At 32.7% G+C, this 18,015-nt stretch carries 17 protein-coding genes and 1 pseudogene; 8 read left to right on the plus strand and 10 right to left on the minus strand.

Annotated elements, in window-relative coordinates; genetic code table 11:
* Positions 1–19 precede the first annotated feature (19 nt).
* From ACSVH2_RS06940 to ACSVH2_RS06965, 6 genes are all read right to left on the minus strand, one after another.
* Positions 20–751, minus strand: coding sequence for a DUF2490 domain-containing protein (locus ACSVH2_RS06940; RefSeq protein ID WP_438092438.1), 732 nt, complete (start codon positions 749–751; stop codon positions 20–22).
* Positions 752–970: 219 nt separating this feature from the next.
* Positions 971–1,435, minus strand: coding sequence for a hypothetical protein (locus ACSVH2_RS06945; RefSeq protein ID WP_438092439.1), 465 nt, complete (start codon positions 1,433–1,435; stop codon positions 971–973).
* Positions 1,436–1,516: 81 nt separating this feature from the next.
* Positions 1,517–2,140: a hypothetical protein gene (locus tag ACSVH2_RS06950; RefSeq protein ID WP_438092440.1), complete on the minus strand. Its 624-nt coding sequence runs from the start codon at positions 2,138–2,140 to the stop codon at positions 1,517–1,519.
* 84 nt (positions 2,141–2,224) lie between these two features.
* Complete coding sequence (locus tag ACSVH2_RS06955; protein ID WP_438092441.1) at positions 2,225–2,920, minus strand: hypothetical protein; 696 nt, start codon at positions 2,918–2,920, stop codon at positions 2,225–2,227.
* A gap of 168 nt (positions 2,921–3,088) precedes the next feature.
* Positions 3,089–3,880: a hypothetical protein gene (locus ACSVH2_RS06960; protein ID WP_438092442.1), complete on the minus strand. Its 792-nt coding sequence runs from the start codon at positions 3,878–3,880 to the stop codon at positions 3,089–3,091.
* A gap of 119 nt (positions 3,881–3,999) precedes the next feature.
* Complete coding sequence (locus ACSVH2_RS06965; RefSeq protein ID WP_438092443.1) at positions 4,000–6,327, minus strand: arylsulfatase; 2,328 nt, start codon at positions 6,325–6,327, stop codon at positions 4,000–4,002.
* 176 nt (positions 6,328–6,503) lie between these two features.
* Between ACSVH2_RS06965 and ACSVH2_RS06970 the strand changes: the two are divergent.
* The 3 genes and pseudogenes from ACSVH2_RS06970 to ACSVH2_RS06980 form a co-directional block, all read left to right on the plus strand.
* Positions 6,504–6,674: pseudogene (locus tag ACSVH2_RS06970) on the plus strand (transposase); the annotation flags it as partial.
* 145 nt (positions 6,675–6,819) lie between these two features.
* Positions 6,820–7,575, plus strand: a complete 756-nt coding sequence (locus tag ACSVH2_RS06975) for a response regulator transcription factor (protein WP_438092444.1) — start codon at positions 6,820–6,822, stop codon at positions 7,573–7,575.
* A gap of 224 nt (positions 7,576–7,799) precedes the next feature.
* Positions 7,800–9,146 carry a DEAD/DEAH box helicase gene (locus tag ACSVH2_RS06980; RefSeq protein WP_438092445.1) on the plus strand — a complete coding sequence of 449 codons (1,347 nt, stop codon included), beginning with the start codon at positions 7,800–7,802 and terminating at the stop codon, positions 9,144–9,146.
* 3 nt (positions 9,147–9,149) lie between these two features.
* On the opposite strand, the gene ACSVH2_RS06985 is transcribed toward ACSVH2_RS06980, so the two are convergent.
* Positions 9,150–10,253 carry a lactonase family protein gene (locus tag ACSVH2_RS06985; protein ID WP_438092446.1) on the minus strand — a complete coding sequence of 368 codons (1,104 nt, stop codon included), beginning with the start codon at positions 10,251–10,253 and terminating at the stop codon, positions 9,150–9,152.
* 170 nt (positions 10,254–10,423) lie between these two features.
* Between ACSVH2_RS06985 and ACSVH2_RS06990 the strand changes: the two genes are divergently transcribed.
* Genes ACSVH2_RS06990 through ACSVH2_RS07005 form a run of 4 tightly spaced genes read left to right on the plus strand, consistent with a single transcriptional unit; the run spans position 10,424 to position 14,580 of the window.
* Positions 10,424–12,352, plus strand: a complete 1,929-nt coding sequence (locus ACSVH2_RS06990) for a vWA domain-containing protein (RefSeq protein ID WP_438092447.1) — start codon at positions 10,424–10,426, stop codon at positions 12,350–12,352.
* A complete protein-coding gene (locus ACSVH2_RS06995) occupies positions 12,349–13,602 on the plus strand; it encodes a dihydroorotase (RefSeq protein ID WP_438092448.1) in 1,254 nt (417 codons plus the stop codon). The genes ACSVH2_RS06990 and ACSVH2_RS06995 overlap by 4 nt, the downstream gene beginning before the upstream one ends.
* Before the next feature lie 10 nt (positions 13,603–13,612).
* Positions 13,613–13,936 carry a hypothetical protein gene (locus ACSVH2_RS07000; protein ID WP_438092449.1) on the plus strand — a complete coding sequence of 108 codons (324 nt, stop codon included), beginning with the start codon at positions 13,613–13,615 and terminating at the stop codon, positions 13,934–13,936.
* Positions 13,936–14,580 carry an alpha/beta hydrolase gene (locus tag ACSVH2_RS07005; protein WP_438092450.1) on the plus strand — a complete coding sequence of 215 codons (645 nt, stop codon included), beginning with the start codon at positions 13,936–13,938 and terminating at the stop codon, positions 14,578–14,580. The genes ACSVH2_RS07000 and ACSVH2_RS07005 overlap by 1 nt, the downstream gene beginning before the upstream one ends.
* A 37-nt stretch (positions 14,581–14,617) precedes the next feature.
* Here ACSVH2_RS07005 and ACSVH2_RS07010 read toward each other — a convergent pair whose 3' ends face one another.
* From ACSVH2_RS07010 to ACSVH2_RS07020, 3 genes are read right to left on the minus strand one after another with little or no spacing between them, the layout of a single operon-like run.
* Positions 14,618–15,103, minus strand: coding sequence for a hypothetical protein (locus ACSVH2_RS07010; protein ID WP_438092451.1), 486 nt, complete (start codon positions 15,101–15,103; stop codon positions 14,618–14,620).
* Positions 15,104–15,122: 19 nt separating this feature from the next.
* Entirely contained in the window at positions 15,123–15,614 is a 492-nt protein-coding gene (locus tag ACSVH2_RS07015) for a hypothetical protein (RefSeq protein ID WP_438092452.1), read from the minus strand.
* Positions 15,615–15,619: 5 nt separating this feature from the next.
* Complete coding sequence (locus tag ACSVH2_RS07020) at positions 15,620–16,387, minus strand: MBL fold metallo-hydrolase (RefSeq protein ID WP_438092453.1); 768 nt, start codon at positions 16,385–16,387, stop codon at positions 15,620–15,622.
* Positions 16,388–16,523: 136 nt separating this feature from the next.
* On the opposite strand from ACSVH2_RS07020, the gene ACSVH2_RS07025 reads away from it, so the two are divergent.
* Positions 16,524–17,981 carry a TonB-dependent receptor gene (locus ACSVH2_RS07025; protein ID WP_438092587.1) on the plus strand — a complete coding sequence of 486 codons (1,458 nt, stop codon included), beginning with the start codon at positions 16,524–16,526 and terminating at the stop codon, positions 17,979–17,981.
* The last annotated feature ends 34 nt before the right edge of the window (positions 17,982–18,015 follow it).

Raw genomic sequence — 18,015 nt, forward strand, 5'->3', positions numbered from 1 at the left:
AATTGTACTCAAACAAGAATTACTGAGCTTGCTTTTCTAGGTAAATATGTAAAATCACATTGAGTGCAAATAAATTTTTTGTAGCGTAATAATTATCATATTGATAGGTTACATTAGCTTCGTAGGCAAAATGTTTTCTCGTAGAAAGAGTAGCACCTGTAGCTGTTCGAAGACGAGTAAAAGCATCATAACGTGAATCCCAAAATGGCTCTGCATTTACATAAGGCACAATCGAATATGGTCCTGAGGCAAACTCTTTTTCAATCATTACTCGGTATCGAAGTCTATAAGAATAATCAGAATCTTCACCTAACCATCTAAAATCACTTCTTAAACGGTGTGATATCAAAATATTATTCTTTAATGGTAATCTTTTGTGAAGTTCTGAAAAAACCATGTCTTCAGAGTACTCACCATCGCCAAGACTCCAACCTTTCATGTAACCACCACGAACCATCCACTGCTTCATTTCTTGAAACTTATTTTCATCCACAAGTCTTCTATATATTTTGAACTTTGAATGACCCCATTTGTAGTCAGTTTGTAAATAAACATTTATGTCACGTGCCTTACTTTCATTATATCTTGTAACAGGAACAAATGCAGAAAAACGCCAAGAAGAATTCAAAGTATACCATAAATCAGCTTCAGGCCAAAATTCTAATGATGAATTTTGTGCTTTAGCGCTGTTGTTAGCAACAAAAAATAGAATTAGTAAACTAAATAACTTAATGTTATATCGTAAAGGCATTGCTAGGCATTTAGGTAAGACTGTATTGTTGATTTGCATGATGCTGTAATCAAATATAAAATAATTTTCATACACAGTATCATTATTTCATTGGAAAATAAATCTTCTTTTTGCTATAATTTTTAGTCTAAAAAAACAAAAGCACTCCGATAAAGAGTGCTTTTAGAATTAATTTGAAACTTTGATTAGTATCATTGAGTAATAATTTTTACTTCAATTTTACATTTCTCCAATTAAAGGAATTGCATTTTGAATTTCTGAACGAACAGCTGTTTGCAAACTAACTTCAATTTGAATAAATTTCGCAGCATTCACAGCACCAATATCTTTCTTGGTTTTGTCATAATACTTTGAAATTAATTTTTCAAAATCCATGTTGTTTTTTAAAGTTGCTTTCGCAATTTCATCTGCTTTTGCATCAGTTAGATTATCATAATTGGCAGCATATTCATTTATAATACGCATCTTTTCTTTACCTAAGTTTTTGCGTTCTACTTCATAAGCATCATACGTTTTCCAGAATGCAGTAGCTTTCTCTCCTGATAAGTTCATGTAAACGTTAACCAATTCTTTTTTGGATTTTCCGTACTTAGCTTGGATGATATCTAAATCTTCCTTTTCAGTTGATTGTGCAAATGAACCCACAGAAAGGGCAAGAATCATCATTAAAAATATTTTTTTCATTTGTTTTGTTTTTGTAATTAGTAATAAAATTTGTTTTTACAATCTATAAAGAATGTCATGAGTTGTCTTTACAACAAATTATTATTTCTTAACATCAAACCCTATAACAGCTCCGAAACCGAATTGTAAAATTCTAGAATAATCTGGAACAGCATAAGTATAACCATAATAATTCCAATAATCATAACCAGCTGTTGTTAGCATAGATTGAAGATAAGCTTGTAACTTTAAAGAAACTGGACCAGAACCTTTCATTTTAACCCCTACTCTAACATCCCAAGCAAAACCTGTTTCAGCTGAAATGTCTGGAGAGTCTGCAATTCCAAGACCTATTGAACCACCAATAAAAGGTACCGCTTTTTTACTTCCGTCTTTAACAAAGTAATTATTATAACCTAACATATAAGTTTGAATAGATCCACTTCCTCTTTGAACTAAATTATCACCATCAAAAATACCCGAAAAAGTAAAATCAGAATCAAATCTGTTGTACTTAAATTCAACAGAGTTGTAGTTAGATAAATAATACTCTAAACCACCACCCCATTGTAGTCCATCTTTAATTTTAAGGTCACCAAAATCATAAGGAACTGTTTCTTCTAAAGTGTAACCTGCGTTGGCAAATAATGTAACAGTTCCTTGCTGTTGTGCATTTACTGAACCGATACCTAATAAAACTACTGCTAATACTGCAATTTTTTTCATAAGATTTTTTTGTTTAATTAATTATTAATTATTTTTCAAATGTAAGAACTTTTTTTGACATACAAATATGATTTTTGTCATGTTTTACTGCCCAGAACCCTTTTTATATCCAGAATTTTTTATAACAATTTTTACCGATTTTTCTTTTGCATCAAGTGTTGTAGTTTCAGCAAATTGAGTTCCATCTGGTAAATCTTTGTAAGTAACATTAAAAACAGCTTTCTCTTTTGAACCTTCAACGGTTGTTGATACATCAATAGCCTTCAATTTTTTTGTTTCTTTATTTAGAGTTACCGAAAGCATATCTCCTTTCTCGTTATAATTAGGAAAATTGAGCTTGAATTTTTTATTTGGTTCTAAAACTTGAATAGAAACTGCACCCGATGCATAAATTGCCTGAATTTTATCTGGGTTTGGAGGAAGATAAGTCTGAATTTTGGCAACTGCTTTTTTCATATATTCCGTAATATCTTCTTTTTTGTTGGCAGCAACCTTACCACGAATCCCTCCTTTTGCTTTTTCTTGTGTGGAACCGCCAGTTTCTACTTTTGTTAGTTTGCCATCCACAGCATAATAACATTGTTTTTGCTTAACACCTTTTGACTCTCCTTTATAGAATGTTGTGGTGGTTTCTATCCATTCATACTTTTTTAAAGCCTCTTTACTATCAGCAAGATTTTTTTTAATTATGGCTACATTTTCTTTAGCATCTGCTTGAGCAACAATTTTCGTGAAGCCTGTTAACAGTAACAGCAAAATCACAAAGTTAATATTTCTCATAGTTTTTATATTTAATTATTTATTACTCAAATGTAAGAACTTTTCTTTATATACAAATATGATAATTATCATGAAAAGAATATTGATTTGTTAATTTTACTGCTGTCAAAGTTATATTCATTTAGTTTTCAAAAAAATAGTTATTAATCCTTATATTTTATTAATTATTTAGAAATTAAATCCAAATCGCACCACAGGTCCAGACGTATCAACATTATACATAAATCGGTCTTGTCCACTACCACATTCATAATCCAAACTAATTATTCTATAACCACCTGTGATTTGAAAAAGTTTTGAAAATCGATATCCTGCATACGCTTGCATTTGCATAGCCAAATCAGAACCTATACCAAAGCCACCTATTTCACCACGAAACATATAAATAAATTTCTCTCCTGGTTTGCTTTTAACTCTTGCAATTAACATTGGGTCAAACCAAGTTTGGGTAAGTGATTTACTTGTTGGTGTTGTTCCACCTCCAATGGCATTTAAATTAAGATTAACTTCAGAATTAATCGAGTTCAAAAGTCCTCCAAGTCCTAAATCTAGCCAAGGTGTTACAGTATACAAACCTGCTACTTCCCATCCTAACTGTTTTGCTGTTACTTCGCCACTATTAATTAGAATTCTTGGCTCAACTCCCTGAACAAGACTCATATAAAGTATATCCGAACCAATGGTCCATTTACCATTAGTTGCTTCTGCATTTAACATAAAACCCATTTTTAGTTTTCCAAGAATATCGCCTGAACTGGCATCTAAAGTAGCATCTGGTAAATTTCCCAATCCAACACTTCCATTCATGCTAGGAAACATCATGTAGAGTTCAGCAAGGTATTTCCATTCACTCTTTGGAGTTGTTGCTGTTTCACTTTCTTGTGCCATTAGGTTTCCAGAAATCAGAAAGGATACTACAAATGCAAAAAAAGTATGTTTTATAAATAGTTTAGTTTTCATAATTGTTGATTTTTTAATTATAAAATTTATTTTTAAAAATTAATCCTTTTTACAATTTTAAAAGAAATTGCCCATACAAAAAGAGTTCTTGTTTTCATTTGGGCAACTCAAAAAATATTCTATTTTCTTTCAATTGTTACATACTCAATTTTCCCTTTAAATTTGGATGAAGCACCATAATCGGCAACATGAGTTCCATCATCAACGCCTACATCAGCTAAATCATCTACCGAAAAGATTCCAGGTTGTGTTTTATCAAGTCTCTTTTCAGCTACTTTTTTATCATTAACGGAAATAGTTCCAAGACCGCCTTTACCTAAACCACCGTCAGACTTGAATTCAAAAACTAATTTGTAATTACCTGGTTTCAAAGCTTGGTCTGCAATAATCTGTGTAGATTCTAATCCTAAGTAATTATAACTAAAGGCTGGCTTACCATCTTTCAAATAAAAAGCCAAACCACCAAATCGACCACCTTGACATACAATTACTCCGTTTCCATTAGCATCAACAGCTACTTCTGAAGTAATAGTATACGATTTTCCTCTAAGGTCAATAAAAACATCAACTCCCATTCCTCTCATACCTTCGCCATAAGTCACTGTATTTCTGTTACCCATAACTGTAGGTCTTCCCATCAATTCAGCATTGGTTCTATCTAACAAACGGTCATCAAGTGGCAACACATGAAACTTTTCGGCTTCTTTCATAAATAATTCTTGCATCGCTTTCAACTTGTCTGTATTTTTTGGAGCCAGATCATTGGCTAAACTGAAATCATTAGTAGTATTATACAACTCCCATTTATCTTCCTGCAAAGTATTCAATGGTTTTACTCTCCATGCCGGTCTGTGAATAGTTCGGGCATACCAACCGTCTTGATAGATAGCTCTGTTTCCAAACATTTCAAAATACTGAACTTTGTGTTGTTCCGGTGCTTTAACATCATTAAAAGAGTAAGCCAAACTAGTTCCTTCAATTGGATCTTGTTGGATTCCATTTACCATTTTTGGTGAAGGTATTTTGGTGATTTCATAAACTGTTGGGGCAATGTCAATAAAATGACCAAACTGCGAACGGATTTCTCCTTTTCCTTTTATACCTGCTGGCCACTGAATTATCATTCCATTACGTGTTCCTCCAAAATCAGAAGCTACTTGTTTAGTGTAGGCAAAAGGCGAATCCAAGGCTACAGCCCAACCTGCTGCAAAATGAGGATAAGTACTTGGACTACCCCATTCATCATAATGCTTTAACATATCAGGTACCGTTTCTGGAACTCCACTGAAATAAGTCATTTCCTGATACATTCCGTTCATTTGTCCTTCGGCACTGGCACCATTATCTCCAGCGATATAAACAATAACAGTATTATCCATTATGCCTAATTTTTCAATCGAGGAAATCAATCTTCCTGCTTCATAATCGGTTTGTGCAGCAAAAGCAGCATAAACTTCCATTTGACGAGTAAATAATTTCTTTTCGTCGGCTGAAAGTGTTGCCCAATCTTTGATATCGGCTGGTTTTGGAGCTAATTTAGTTCCTGCAGGAACAATACCTAATTTTATTTGGCGTGCCAAGGTTTCTTCACGAAGTTTATCCCAACCTTGATCAAATTTTCCTTTAAATTTCTCAATCCATGCTGCCGAAACGTGATGTGGTGCATGAGTGGCTCCAGGTGCAAAATACATAAAGAAAGGTTTATCTGGTGCTAATGCTTGTTGATAACGAACCCAAGAAATGGCTTGATTAGTCATATCGGTAGTGAAATGGTAATTTGGATCTTCAGGTGTTTCAACTATTGTTATACCATCATAAATAAGTGGCGCCCATTGATTCGTTTCGCCTCCAATAAAACCATAAAATTTCTCAAATCCAGAACGGGTTGGCCAACGGTCTTGTGGACCAGCAATTGATATTTCCCAGGGTGGAGTTTCGTGGTACTTTCCAAAAGCAGCGGTATTGTATCCATTTTGACGAAGTACTTCGGCCATTGGTGTAATGGATTGCGGTCTTACTGCAGTATTTCCACTATAAGTTGTAGCGGTTTCTCCTATACTTCCCATATTGTTGCTATGGTGATTGTATCCTGTGAGTAAAGCAACACGTGAAGGTGAGCAAAGTGCAGTCGAGTTAAAACGATTGTATCTTAAACCGTTTTGTGCCAATTTATCCATATTAGGTGTAGGAATTGGTCCGCCAAAAGTATTAGTTGCCCCGAATCCCTGATCATCTATTAAAATCACTATAACGTTTGGAGCTCCTTTTGGCGCTTTCACTTCAAAACGTGGTGGTGCGGTGACATTTCGTACATCAAGCTCTTTATAGGTTTGACGCTTTGGTTCTTTGATTGGCAATGCTGTTCTGTCTAACTCTTGTCCAATTGCATTAACCGATAATAAACTAAATGCAAAAAAAGGAATAATTGATGTTGACCATTTTTTCATAAGTATTGATATTTATTGATGAATAAATTTAAAGAGATAAATATATAAATAAATGATAATTATTATAAATACTTTTTATAAAAAAAGTTTTACTCCTTGTTAAAACGAAAAAGTCACTCGTTAGAACGAAAAAGCAACTCGTTAAAACATAAAAGTAACACGTTAGAACGAAAAGTAACTATCCAATTGAAATCTGGTCTTTAAAAGTATTTGAACAAAAATTAAATTATATACATCAAAACCCTGTAGAATCAGGTTTTGTAACCAACCCAATTGATTGGAAATACAGTAGTGCTAGAAATTATGGTAATGATGACCATACTGTTTTAGAGATTGATATCAATTAGATTGTGGGCACGAGCAAGATGCTCGCGCTAGCATGGGGATTAAAATTACTTTCAATTAATATTCAAAAAAATAGTTATTAATCCCTGTTTTTTTATATTTGTAAGGATAAGACAAATAATTTCAGAACTCATCAATGCTTAGAATATGAATGATTATAAAGATTATACTTTATTTCAAAAATTTATAGAACAATACGAATCAACTGGATTTACTTCTATCAATAGGAATGACAGACTGATATTGGAGTTGGAAGACATGTTAGAAAAAAACAATCAGTATTTTTTTATTGCTGACATTTTTCAAAGCAAGATTATCTTTGCAAGTAAAAAGAGTAAAGATATTATTGGAGTTGAATCGGATAAACTTAATCCATACCATGGTGTTGAAGCTACACATCCTGATGAAGTTTATCGACATACCAAAGGCTGGGCAAAATTAATTTGCTTGGCAAATGATTTATTTGTTAACCAAAATGGAAGCGCTTTATTATCAGTTAACATGAAAATGCGAAATCCAAAAGGCACTTTCTCTGAAGTACTTTATCAGTGCTATTTGTTTTATAGAAATCTACCTTACAAAACAGTTTATGATTTACAAGTTCACACTAATATTGATAATATAAAAGTGAAGAAAAATGGCTATCATTATCATGTTGGAAATGATATATCAAATTTTAAATATCCTGATGAAGAGTTCCTAAAAATAGGTAATGATTTTACAAAACGTGAATTGGAAATTATCAAACAAATTGAATTAGGGTTGAGTAGTGGACAAATTGCAGATAAACTTTTTTTAAGTCATTACACTGTAAATGCACATCGTACCAATATTTTAAAGAAAACAAATAAAGCTTCAATGCATGAATTAATTCATGAACTTACTGAGAAAGGAATTATTTAAGCTAAACGGCAATTATTTAGGTAATAACTTTAAGATAAACCCTTGAAAGTCTTTACAATGTTGTCAAAAAAGAGAAATTATAACTTTTATTAATTTCATCTTTAATCATTTGTAACACCTGTCTCTTAATAAATTGATTTTAAAAAAGATACACAAACGCTTTCACAACTCTCACAAACTCTTAATTTTCAATTCCCTATCTTTGCCACAAATAATTCCCTATAATGAGTACTTTCGAGCAATTCAATCTTCCAAAATCATTACAAAAAGCCGTTGACAATCTTGGGCTAATTACCCCAACTCCTATTCAAGAGAAATCCTTTTCGGTTATCATGTCAGGTCGCGATATGATGGGTATTGCACAAACTGGAACAGGAAAAACCTTTGCCTACCTTTTGCCTTTACTCAAACAATGGAAGTTTGTGGCAACAGATACTCCACGAGTTATGATATTAGTTCCTACTCGTGAATTGGTAGTACAAATAGCCGCAGAAGTGGAAAAACTAACCGAATTCATGTCGGTGAGAACGCTCGGTGTATATGGTGGCGTGAATATTAATACACAAAAAAAAGCGGTTTACAGTGGTGTTGACATATTGGTTGGTACTCCAGGAAGAATAATGGATTTAGCGCTCGATAACGTCATCCGATTTGACAGTTTACAAAAACTAGTTATTGATGAATTTGACGAAATACTAAACCTCGGTTTTCGTTCACAGGTGACTTCCATTTTATCCATGTTAAAAAACAAACGTCAAAACATTCTTTTCTCTGCTACTATGACCGATGAAGTAGATGATATGCTCGAAGAATATTTTGAATTTCCCGAAGAAGTTTCATTGGCAGCTAGTGGCACACCACTAGAACAAATAGAACAACTGGGTTATAAAACACCTAACTTTCTAACAAAGGTTAACCTAATTGTGGAACTGCTGAAAGATGATGCCTATGAAAGAGTATTGCTTTTTGTAAACAATAAAAAAACCGCTGATTTACTAGCAGATAAACTAGAAGAAGTATATCCAGACCAATTTGGAACGATACACTCCAATAAGTCACAAAACTACCGATTGCAAACCATGGCAACGTTTCAAGCGGGAGAAATACGAGGTATTGTAACCACCGATGTTATGGCAAGAGGTTTGGATATTTCAGATATTACTCATGTAATCAATGTAGAATTTCCAGAAATTCCCGAGCAATACATTCACCGAATTGGTAGAACAGGAAGAGCAGATAAATCCGGAATAGCTATCAGTCTAATCAGTCCAAGAGAAGAAGACATCATGATTGAAGCAGAAGTATTGATGGAAAAAGAAATCAGTTTCATTCCCTTTCCTCCTGCTGTTGAAGTTTCAGTGCGTTTACTCGAATTTGAAAAAGACAAAAAGAAACAAATGAAGTTCTTGATGAAAAAACCAAAACTAGAAGGCGGTGCTTCATTCCATGAAAAAATAGACAAGAACAAGAAAGTCAACCTTGGCGGACCATCAAAAACAAAGAAAAAAACTGGCACATCGGTAAATAGAAATATACTAAAAACAAGAGCTGCCAAAAGGAAAAAGAAATAATAATTATTCAAAAACTAAACATACTGGTGAACACAGCGCAATTCTTTTGCCACTATCTGATAATTCTCCTGTAGTTTTATTGATTTTAAATATCACCACTTCATTGGTATATTGATGGGCAACCAAAAGAAAATTTCCAGAAGGATCAATTGCAAAATTCCGTGGTCCTTTACCCAAAGAACTAGTGCTTTGTTTTAATTTTAACTTCCCACTTTTCTTGATTTCAAAACAAGTAATATCATTAGCCGTTCCTCTATTGGTAGCATATAAAAATTTTCCATCGGGAGAAATATGAATATCTGCAGCACTAGTTTCTCCTTTGAAATCTTCTTTAACTACTGAAGTTTCTTGAAGCATTTTTAAATTACCATCATTATATTCAAAAATAGTTAAAGTTCCGTCTAGTTCTTGAATTAGGTAAACATATTTTCCATCTTTACTAAAGGTAAAATGTCTTGGTCCACTACCCGTTTTAATTTTGATTACCGATTTTGGTTCTAAAACAGTATTTCTTTCAGCAGGATTGTATTTATACACATAAATGCAATCAGCGCCTAAATCAGTGGCTAAAACATATTGTTTATCAGGAGTAAATTGAACCATGTGCAAATGTGATTTTTCTTGACGTGAAACATTAATGCTCTTACCATTATGTATGTATTTCTGTTGAAATTGTAAACTTCCATCATTCATTTTTTCAAATACTGAAATCGTTCCACCCGAATAAGTAGCTACAAGAACATGTTTACCATCATTAATAAGGTAACAAGGATCAGCACCTTCTGAACTAGTAGAATTTACTAAACTTAATGTGCCATTTTCCATTGAATAATTAAAAGCACTTACTTCGCTTTGTTCTCCATTTTCATTAACACTGAACACTTGTTTTTTGTCTTCAGAAATTGTCAAAAAGCTAGGATTAATAACATTTTCGGTAGTAGCTTTCAAATTTGTTTCTGCAGTTTTCAAATTGAAATCATACACATAAATACCTTTGCTCTCACAAGAGTTTGTGTAGGTTCCAATGAGTAAATTGACATTATTTTGTTGTGCTTGAGCCATCATCACAAAAGATATTAGTATTGAATTTAAAAATAGAGTTTTCATTTTTTTGGTTTAGTGAAAAACAAAAATATGGATTTTAGAACCATCCCTTATTTTTTTATGATTTTAAATTATCAAACCACTTCTATAAATAATAAAAAGTGCTATTTTTGACAATTAAAATCACTGAACTCAAATAAAATATGCCCTTAGTGAAGTAAACGAAATTAATAATGCAATTTAAACACCCAGAAATTCTTTATTTTCTTTTCTTATTGGTCATTCCAATTCTGGTTCATTTGTTTCAATTGCGACGCTTCAAAAAAGAATATTTTACCAACGTACAATTCCTAAAAGAGCTATCGATACAAACCCGAAAAAGTTCGACCATCAAAAAATGGCTGTTACTTTTCACTCGATTGTTACTCTTAACATGCTTAATATTGGCTTTTGCCCAACCTTTCTTTACTGCAAAAGAAAGCTTAAAAGCGAGTAATGAAATGTATATCATTTTAGATAATTCGTATAGCATGCAAGCCAAAGGCAAAAAAGGAGAATTGCTAAAACGTGCCGTACAAGACTTGCTTGAACACACACCTGAAACCCAAAATTTCTCTGTAATAACTAATTCCGAAACCTATTGGAATACCGATATAAAAAGTATCCAAAAGGATTTGCAAGATTTGAAATACAGTGCCACAGCATTCCAATTGGACAATCTGATTGCTAAAGTAAACGCCCGAAAGTCAGCATTCAACAAAGACATTATCGTTATTACCGATGCTGTAGGATTAGAAAACAATCAAACAAAAAGCTTTAGAAAAGAAGACAATGTGTACTTCATCGTTCCTGAGGCAGAACAAAAAAACAACATTGCTATTGATAGTGTTTACTTGCAACAAACGTTGGATAACTTTTATGAAATTGGGGTAAAACTCTCTGCTAATGGCGATGACTTCAAAGAAATTCCCATTGCGCTTTACAATAATAATAAACTGACAGCTAAGACCTTACTTAGTTTTGATACCAATACTAAGACGGTTAATTTCACCATTCCAAAAGAAGATTTTCATGGTTATGTTTCTATTTCGGATAAAGGGTTGGCGTATGACAACACCTATTATTTTAGTATTGCTAAACCAAGTAAAACAAATGTAATCAGTATTGGCGATGATAATAAAAGTAATTTCTTGTCGCGGATTTATACGAATGATGAGTTTGTTTATTCTAATTTTCTTGTTGCTAATTTGGATTATAACTTGATTGAAAAACAAGATGCCATAGTGTTGAATGAATTAAATGAAATTCCACAAGCATTACAAACTACCTTAAAATCATTTGTGAACAAAGGCGGAAACCTTGTTGTAATTCCTTCGCTAGAGGTTAATCAAAATAGCATGAATGGGTTTTTAGGGAATTTTGGTGCACTCCAATTAAAAGAAGAGTTAAATACAGAAAAAAAAGTAACCAAAATTAATTTCAATCATCCCGTTTTTAGTGCTGTATTTGAGAAGAAAATAGACAACTTCCAGTATCCATCTACTAAAAAATCATTTAGTTTGAGTAGCACAACACCGGCTATTTTGAGCTTTGAAGACCAAACTGCTTTTCTCACTTCATTGTCCAATCCTTTGTCATCGGTATATGTTTTTGCTGCTCCAATAAATAAGACCAATAGTAATTTTCAAAATTCACCTTTAATTGTTCCCTTGTTCTATAACATGGCACAAAACAGTATGAAAACGGGTATTAATGCGATGACAATAGGTGAAAGTCAAACTTTTGTTGTTGATGCCTTGCTGTCTAAAGATGAAATACTTAAAGTTAAAAATAACAGTGAAAGTTTTATTCCCGTTCAACAGTTACTCAACACTAAAGTAAAAATGACTTTTGACAACAATCCGAATGAAGCTGGAAACTTTAGCATAGTTAACGGAGATAATTTGGTGCAAAATATTAGTTTTAATTACAGTAGAACCGAAAGCAATTTGGGATTAGCCAATCCAGAAGTTGCTTCAAATTTCAAAGAAATTGAGGACATAGAAACGGTTTTTAACACCATTCAAACCGACAGAACCGATACGCAAATCTGGAAATGGTTTGTGATGCTTACCCTACTCTTCTTAGTATTAGAAATGCTCATTCAAAAATTTGTAAAATGAATTTAATCATCCGAAAAGCAACCATAATCGATGCACAAAGTCCTTTTCATAATCAAACTGTTGATTTGAAAATTACAAATGGTATCATTGAGAAAATTGGCACTTCAATTCCTAAAGAAACAACTCATGAAGAATTTCAGCAAGAAGGATTGCATGTTTCGCAAGGTTGGTTTGATACAAGCGTTTCATTAGGCGAACCAGGTTTTGAAGATAGAGAAACTATAACTAATGGATTAGAAGTAGCTGCCAAAAGTGGCTTTACAGGCATTGCATTACAGCCCAATTCCTACCCAATTATTGACAACCAATCCCAAATACATTTTGTAAAACAAAAAGCTGCCAACGCCGTTACTGATTTATATCCCATTGGAGCTTTGACAAAAGGAAGTGAAGGCAAAGATTTAGCCGAACTTTTTGATATGAAAAATGCTGGTGCTGTTGCTTTTGGCGATTATGGAAAAAGTTTGTCTAATGCTAATTTACTTAAAATTGGTCTTCAATATGTTCAAGATTTTGATGGGTTAGTTTTGGTATTTTGCCAGGATGAAAATATAAAAGGAAATGGTGTTGCCAATGAAGGTATCGTTTCTACAAGATTAGGATTAAAAGGCATTCCAAATTTGGCCGAAGAATTGATTGTGGCAAGAAACTTGTTTTTATTGGAATATACTGGAGGAAAAATTCATATCCCGACAATCTCAACAGCTAAATCGGTAGCAATGATAAAAGAAGCCAAAAGCAAAGGATTACAAGTTACTTGTAGTGTTTCTGTTCACCATTTAGTCTTAACCGATGAAAAACTAGATGGATTTGATACTCGTTATAAAGTGTCGCCACCATTGCGAACCAATGAGGATAGAAAAGCATTACTTCAAGGTGTGTTAGATAATACCATTGATTGCATCACGAGTGACCATAATCCGATAGATATTGAAAATAAAAAGATGGAATTTGATTTGGCAAAAAATGGAACCATCGGATTGGAAAGTGCTTTTTCAGCACTAATGACCGTATTGCCTTTAGAAGTGATTATAGATAAATTAACTTCTGGTAAAGCTATTTTAAATATTGATAGTCATAGTATTAAAGAAAACAATAAAGCTTCATTTTCATTATTTACTACCGAAGATAATTGGAAATTCACCAAAGAAAATATACTTTCAAAATCGAAGAATTCTGCTTTTTTTGAACAAGAGATGAAAGGCGGAGTAATTGGGATTTATAACAAAGGAAAATTAGTGAAATCATAATTTGAACGACATGGAAAATTTAGAAAAATCAAAAAACACCGCTATCATTGCCTACCTAACCATTATTGGAAGTATCATTGCGATTTTCATGAACCAAGAAGAAAACAAAAGTGAATTTGCTTCATTTCATATCCGACAAGCTTTAGGGTTGTTTCTCTCCTTCTTTTTGTTGGGCTATTTCGTTGGTTATGCCAATAGTTGGACTGCTACTTCAGCATTTTACCTATTCTATTTTATTCTTTGGATTTATGGCTTCACTGGTGCTTTGCAAGGAATTAAAAGAGAATTACCTATAGTGGGTTCGTTTTTTCAAAATACATTTAAAAGTTTATAATGGCTTTATCATTGCATTACTTAATTAGAGAACCAAAAATCAAGAAAGATAAAAATCCTTTACTCCTATTGCTTCATGGTTATGGTAGCAACGAAGAAGACTTATTTTCTTTCGCTTCAGAACTTCCAGATGATTATTATATTGTTTCTGCTCGCGCACCATTTGATTTGATGTATGGTAGTTATGCTTGGTATGCTATCAATTTTGATGCAGATGAGAATAAATTTTCAGATATAGGTCAAGCAAGAGCTTCAAGAGATGTAATTGTTGGATTTATTGATGAATTAATAACGACTTATCCTATTGATAGTGCTAACGTGGCGTTGATTGGCTTTAGTCAAGGTGCTATTTTAGGTTATGCTGTAGCTTTGTCTTATCCAGAAAAAGTACAACGATTAGTAGCCATGAGTGGTTACTTAAATACAGAAATGGCTGTTGACGATTTTAAAGAGAACGACTTGAGCACTTTAAAAGTATTTGCCTCTCATGGAACTGTTGATCAAGTTATTCCTGTGGAATGGGCAAGAAAATCAAAACCTGTTTTAGAAAGTTTGGGAATTGAATTAATTTATCAAGAATATCCTGTTGGACATGGTGTAGCGCCACAAAATTTCTTTGACTTTAAAAATTGGTTACTCAAATAAAACTAAATTATATATCTAATATTTAAAATCTAATATTTTACTGTTCTGTATCACTACCCAAAACTTTTTTACCCATTTCGGCATCACCAGAAAATTTATTTTCGCCACCTTTTTTCAGAACATATCCTTTCCAAGCAATAAGTTGCCAATCTTGATAAACCCATGGTTTTCCTTCTGCACTTCTTGTTAAAACAATTGATGTAGTATCTTTTGGCAAGAAAACCTCAGCCTTACTAGCATCCTCGTTAAATAAGACATAAGCACTAACCGTTTCATCTTCATTATTTGCGTCATCCATTGGATTTAACTGAATTCCTGAATATCCTTTGACACATTCTTTATTTACTTTTGACCAAACATAACCTGCAGATGCTAAACAACCATTTTCATCTTTGTCGTTCACTACACTGGAGTCCTTAGCAACTGTATTTGTTGTTACTTGTACATCTTCATCATTCTGATCAGTCAATTTACAGGAGTAAATGATAATAGACAAAATACAAAGGGTGGCTATTTTTTTCATTACAGATAAGTATGAGTTATTAATTTAAATCTAAAGTGTATAAATAAGAATTCATGGTTTCAAAATAAATCGTTCCATCTTCGTTTATAAAATATTTCAAAAGCACTTCACCCCATAGACTGCCGTTACTATAATCAGCAATGATCCAACGGTGGTTCAAAATTTTAATTTTGTTAATAATGAACTTTTGCTCACCCATTTTTGGTTGATCAATATATTTATTTCCTGCTGCATCATCATTAAAAGCTAATAGCGATTGCTTTACTTTTTCTTCAAAAGCGGGTAAATCATTCTGATTTAAATAATTCTGTGCTCTATCATTGTGTTCAAGAGAAAAATAATTGGTGTCGTCTAGTGTATTACTTAAAGTAGCCACACTGTCTTTTGCTTTTTTAAGAGACGAAGACATCGACTTTAATTCACTTTCAGTTTTAGTAGTGAAATATTTATAGGTAAAAATATTCATCAACAATGCAATGATAAAAAGGTATAGAAATAAAGAATTTTTCATAAATGCTAAATAGTAATTTTTAAATTGTCATAAGCCAAAAAAACATTTGGCGGTAATCGTTTTTGAACCTCTTCATGAAAACCTAACAAATGACTTATATGGGTTAAATAAGCAACTTGAGGTTGTATCAAATGTATAAAATCTAAAGCATCTTGCAAACTAAAATGAGAATGATGTGCTTCTTCACGTAACGCATTTACAACCAATACTTTTATGCCTTTCAACTTTTCGATTTCTGAATCATCAATTGTTTTTACATCTGTTAAATATACAAAATCTTGAATACGATACCCAAAAACAGCTAAATTTCCGTGATTTACATTAATTGGAATAATAGTCTTGTTTCCAATTATAAAATCAATATTATTTACCACTTCAAAAGTTTCTACACTTGGTGCGCCGGGATATTTATTTTCTGTTTCAAATATATAGTCAAATCGTCTCATTAAATTTTCTAATACACGTTTATGTGCATAAACCGGAATATTTTTCCCTTGTTTAAAGAAAAAAGGTCGTATATCATCCAAACCTGCAGTATGATCAGCATGCTCGTGGGTAAATAATAATGCATCCATTTTAGTGCAACCCGAAGTGAGCATCTGTTGTCTAAAATCAGGACCACAATCAATTATTATTGAACAATCGTCCCAACTTATCCAAACTGAAACACGTAGCCGTTTGTCTCTTGAGTCAGTACTCATGCAAACGGGATGATTGCTTCCAATTACTGGAATACCTTGTGAAGTTCCGGTGCCAAGAAAATAAACTTGCATTATAGCACGATTTTTGATAGGGTTATTTTAAAGTTTGATTTTAATAATAGTTAATTGCAAAAATAGAGTTAATTATCTTTTTATTAAAATGGCTATTTTACTAACTTTGCAATGAATAAATACTACCATGAATAATATTGTAACAAACATAAAGCTCAAAGGAGACAAAGCCATAGAGCAAATTCCTGCAATCAAAGATAAGGCATTGCGCATTAACATGAATGATAACATTTATGGTACTTTCGCAGAAATTGGTGCTGGTCAAGAAACCGTAAGGCATTTTTTTAGAGCTGGTGGTTCATCAGGAACTATTGCAAAAGCTATGTCTGCTTATGATAAAGACTTTAGTGATGCTATTTATGGTATTGAAGATGATGGCCGTTATGTTACCGAAAGTCGTTTAAAAAAGATGCTTTCTCACGAAGTTGAATTGATAGAAAAACGTTTAAAAAGAGACAAACATCCTCATAAAATGTTTTTCAGCTATGCAAATACTGTCGCAACCATTGATTTTGCTAAACAATTTAAAGGTCATGGTTGGGTTGGAATAAAATATCAAGTCGAACCTGATGAAGACTATAATGAAATTTCGCTTCACATTCGATTTAAAGAAACTGATGCTAGACTTCAACAAGAAACATTAGGAATTCTAGGCGTAAATCTTATTTACGGTGCATTTTACAAATACAATGACCCAAAAAAATTACTACGCTATTTATATGACCATTTGGATAAAGACCAACTAGAAATTGATACTATTAACTTTTCAGGTCCGCGTTTTGAAAATGTTGATAACAGATTAATGAGTTTGCAGTTGGTTAAAAATGGAATGACTGATGCGGTAATGTTTGGTCCAGATGGGAAAAACATTTTACCAGCATCCATACTTTACAAAAAGAATATCTTGGCTTTGAGAGGAAGTTTTCGCCCTGTTACGCAAGTAAACATTGATATGTATGAGAAATCATTAAAAATGTTCTTGGAGGAAAGCAAGGTTGAAAAAGAGAATACGTTAGTTATCTTTGAAATTACACTTTCTAATTTACGTTCTGAAGGTGAAATTGATGAAAGAGATTTTATGGATAGAGCTGAGTTGCTTTGCAATCTAGGTCAAACTGTAATGATATCAAATTTCCAAGAATATTATAAAGTTGTCGAATATTTTTCAAGTTATACTAAAGCCAGAATGGGATTGGCAATGGGAGTTAATAACTTGGTAGATATTTTTGATGAAAAATATTACCGTCATTTGAGTGGTGGAATCTTGGAAGCTTTTGGAAAATTATTTTACCGTGACTTGAAAGTTTTCTTGTATCCAATGGAAGATGAAAATGGTGAAATTATTACTTCTCAAAACTTAAAAGTGCATCCGAGAATGAAAGAGTTATATAAATTTTTTGCCTACAATGGTAAAGTAGTTGATATTACTGATTTTGATAAAAGTCACTTAAAAATATTCTCTCGTGAAGTTTTAAAAATGATTACCAACGGAACTCCTGGTTGGGAAAAAATGTTGCCTGAAGGAATTGCTGATTTAATTAAAGAACACCACTTATTTGGTTACGACCCTAATAAAGTTTTAGAAAAAGCATAAAATTAAAAGCCAAGAAAATAAATTCTTGGCTTTT

Source organism: Flavobacterium sp. RSB2_4_14, from assembly GCF_051547085.1.
In the GTDB taxonomy this organism is placed as follows: domain Bacteria; phylum Bacteroidota; class Bacteroidia; order Flavobacteriales; family Flavobacteriaceae; genus Flavobacterium.

What these genes read in the sequence shown, in the direction of transcription:
- ACSVH2_RS06940 (WP_438092438.1), bottom strand. Translation starts at nt 751, where the DNA reads ATGCCTTTACGATATAACATTAAGTTATTTAGTTTACTAATTCTATTT.
- ACSVH2_RS06945 (WP_438092439.1), bottom strand. Translation starts at nt 1,435, where the DNA reads ATGAAAAAAATATTTTTAATGATGATTCTTGCCCTTTCTGTGGGTTCA.
- ACSVH2_RS06950 (WP_438092440.1), bottom strand. Translation starts at nt 2,140, where the DNA reads ATGAAAAAAATTGCAGTATTAGCAGTAGTTTTATTAGGTATCGGTTCA.
- ACSVH2_RS06955 (WP_438092441.1), bottom strand. Translation starts at nt 2,920, where the DNA reads ATGAGAAATATTAACTTTGTGATTTTGCTGTTACTGTTAACAGGCTTC.
- ACSVH2_RS06960 (WP_438092442.1), bottom strand. Translation starts at nt 3,880, where the DNA reads ATGAAAACTAAACTATTTATAAAACATACTTTTTTTGCATTTGTAGTA.
- ACSVH2_RS06965 (WP_438092443.1), bottom strand. Translation starts at nt 6,327, where the DNA reads ATGAAAAAATGGTCAACATCAATTATTCCTTTTTTTGCATTTAGTTTA.
- ACSVH2_RS06975 (WP_438092444.1), top strand. Translation starts at nt 6,820, where the DNA reads ATGAATGATTATAAAGATTATACTTTATTTCAAAAATTTATAGAACAA.
- ACSVH2_RS06980 (WP_438092445.1), top strand. Translation starts at nt 7,800, where the DNA reads ATGAGTACTTTCGAGCAATTCAATCTTCCAAAATCATTACAAAAAGCC.
- ACSVH2_RS06985 (WP_438092446.1), bottom strand. Translation starts at nt 10,253, where the DNA reads ATGAAAACTCTATTTTTAAATTCAATACTAATATCTTTTGTGATGATG.
- ACSVH2_RS06990 (WP_438092447.1), top strand. Translation starts at nt 10,424, where the DNA reads ATGCAATTTAAACACCCAGAAATTCTTTATTTTCTTTTCTTATTGGTC.
- ACSVH2_RS06995 (WP_438092448.1), top strand. Translation starts at nt 12,349, where the DNA reads ATGAATTTAATCATCCGAAAAGCAACCATAATCGATGCACAAAGTCCT.
- ACSVH2_RS07000 (WP_438092449.1), top strand. Translation starts at nt 13,613, where the DNA reads ATGGAAAATTTAGAAAAATCAAAAAACACCGCTATCATTGCCTACCTA.
- ACSVH2_RS07005 (WP_438092450.1), top strand. Translation starts at nt 13,936, where the DNA reads ATGGCTTTATCATTGCATTACTTAATTAGAGAACCAAAAATCAAGAAA.
- ACSVH2_RS07010 (WP_438092451.1), bottom strand. Translation starts at nt 15,103, where the DNA reads ATGAAAAAAATAGCCACCCTTTGTATTTTGTCTATTATCATTTACTCC.
- ACSVH2_RS07015 (WP_438092452.1), bottom strand. Translation starts at nt 15,614, where the DNA reads ATGAAAAATTCTTTATTTCTATACCTTTTTATCATTGCATTGTTGATG.
- ACSVH2_RS07020 (WP_438092453.1), bottom strand. Translation starts at nt 16,387, where the DNA reads ATGCAAGTTTATTTTCTTGGCACCGGAACTTCACAAGGTATTCCAGTA.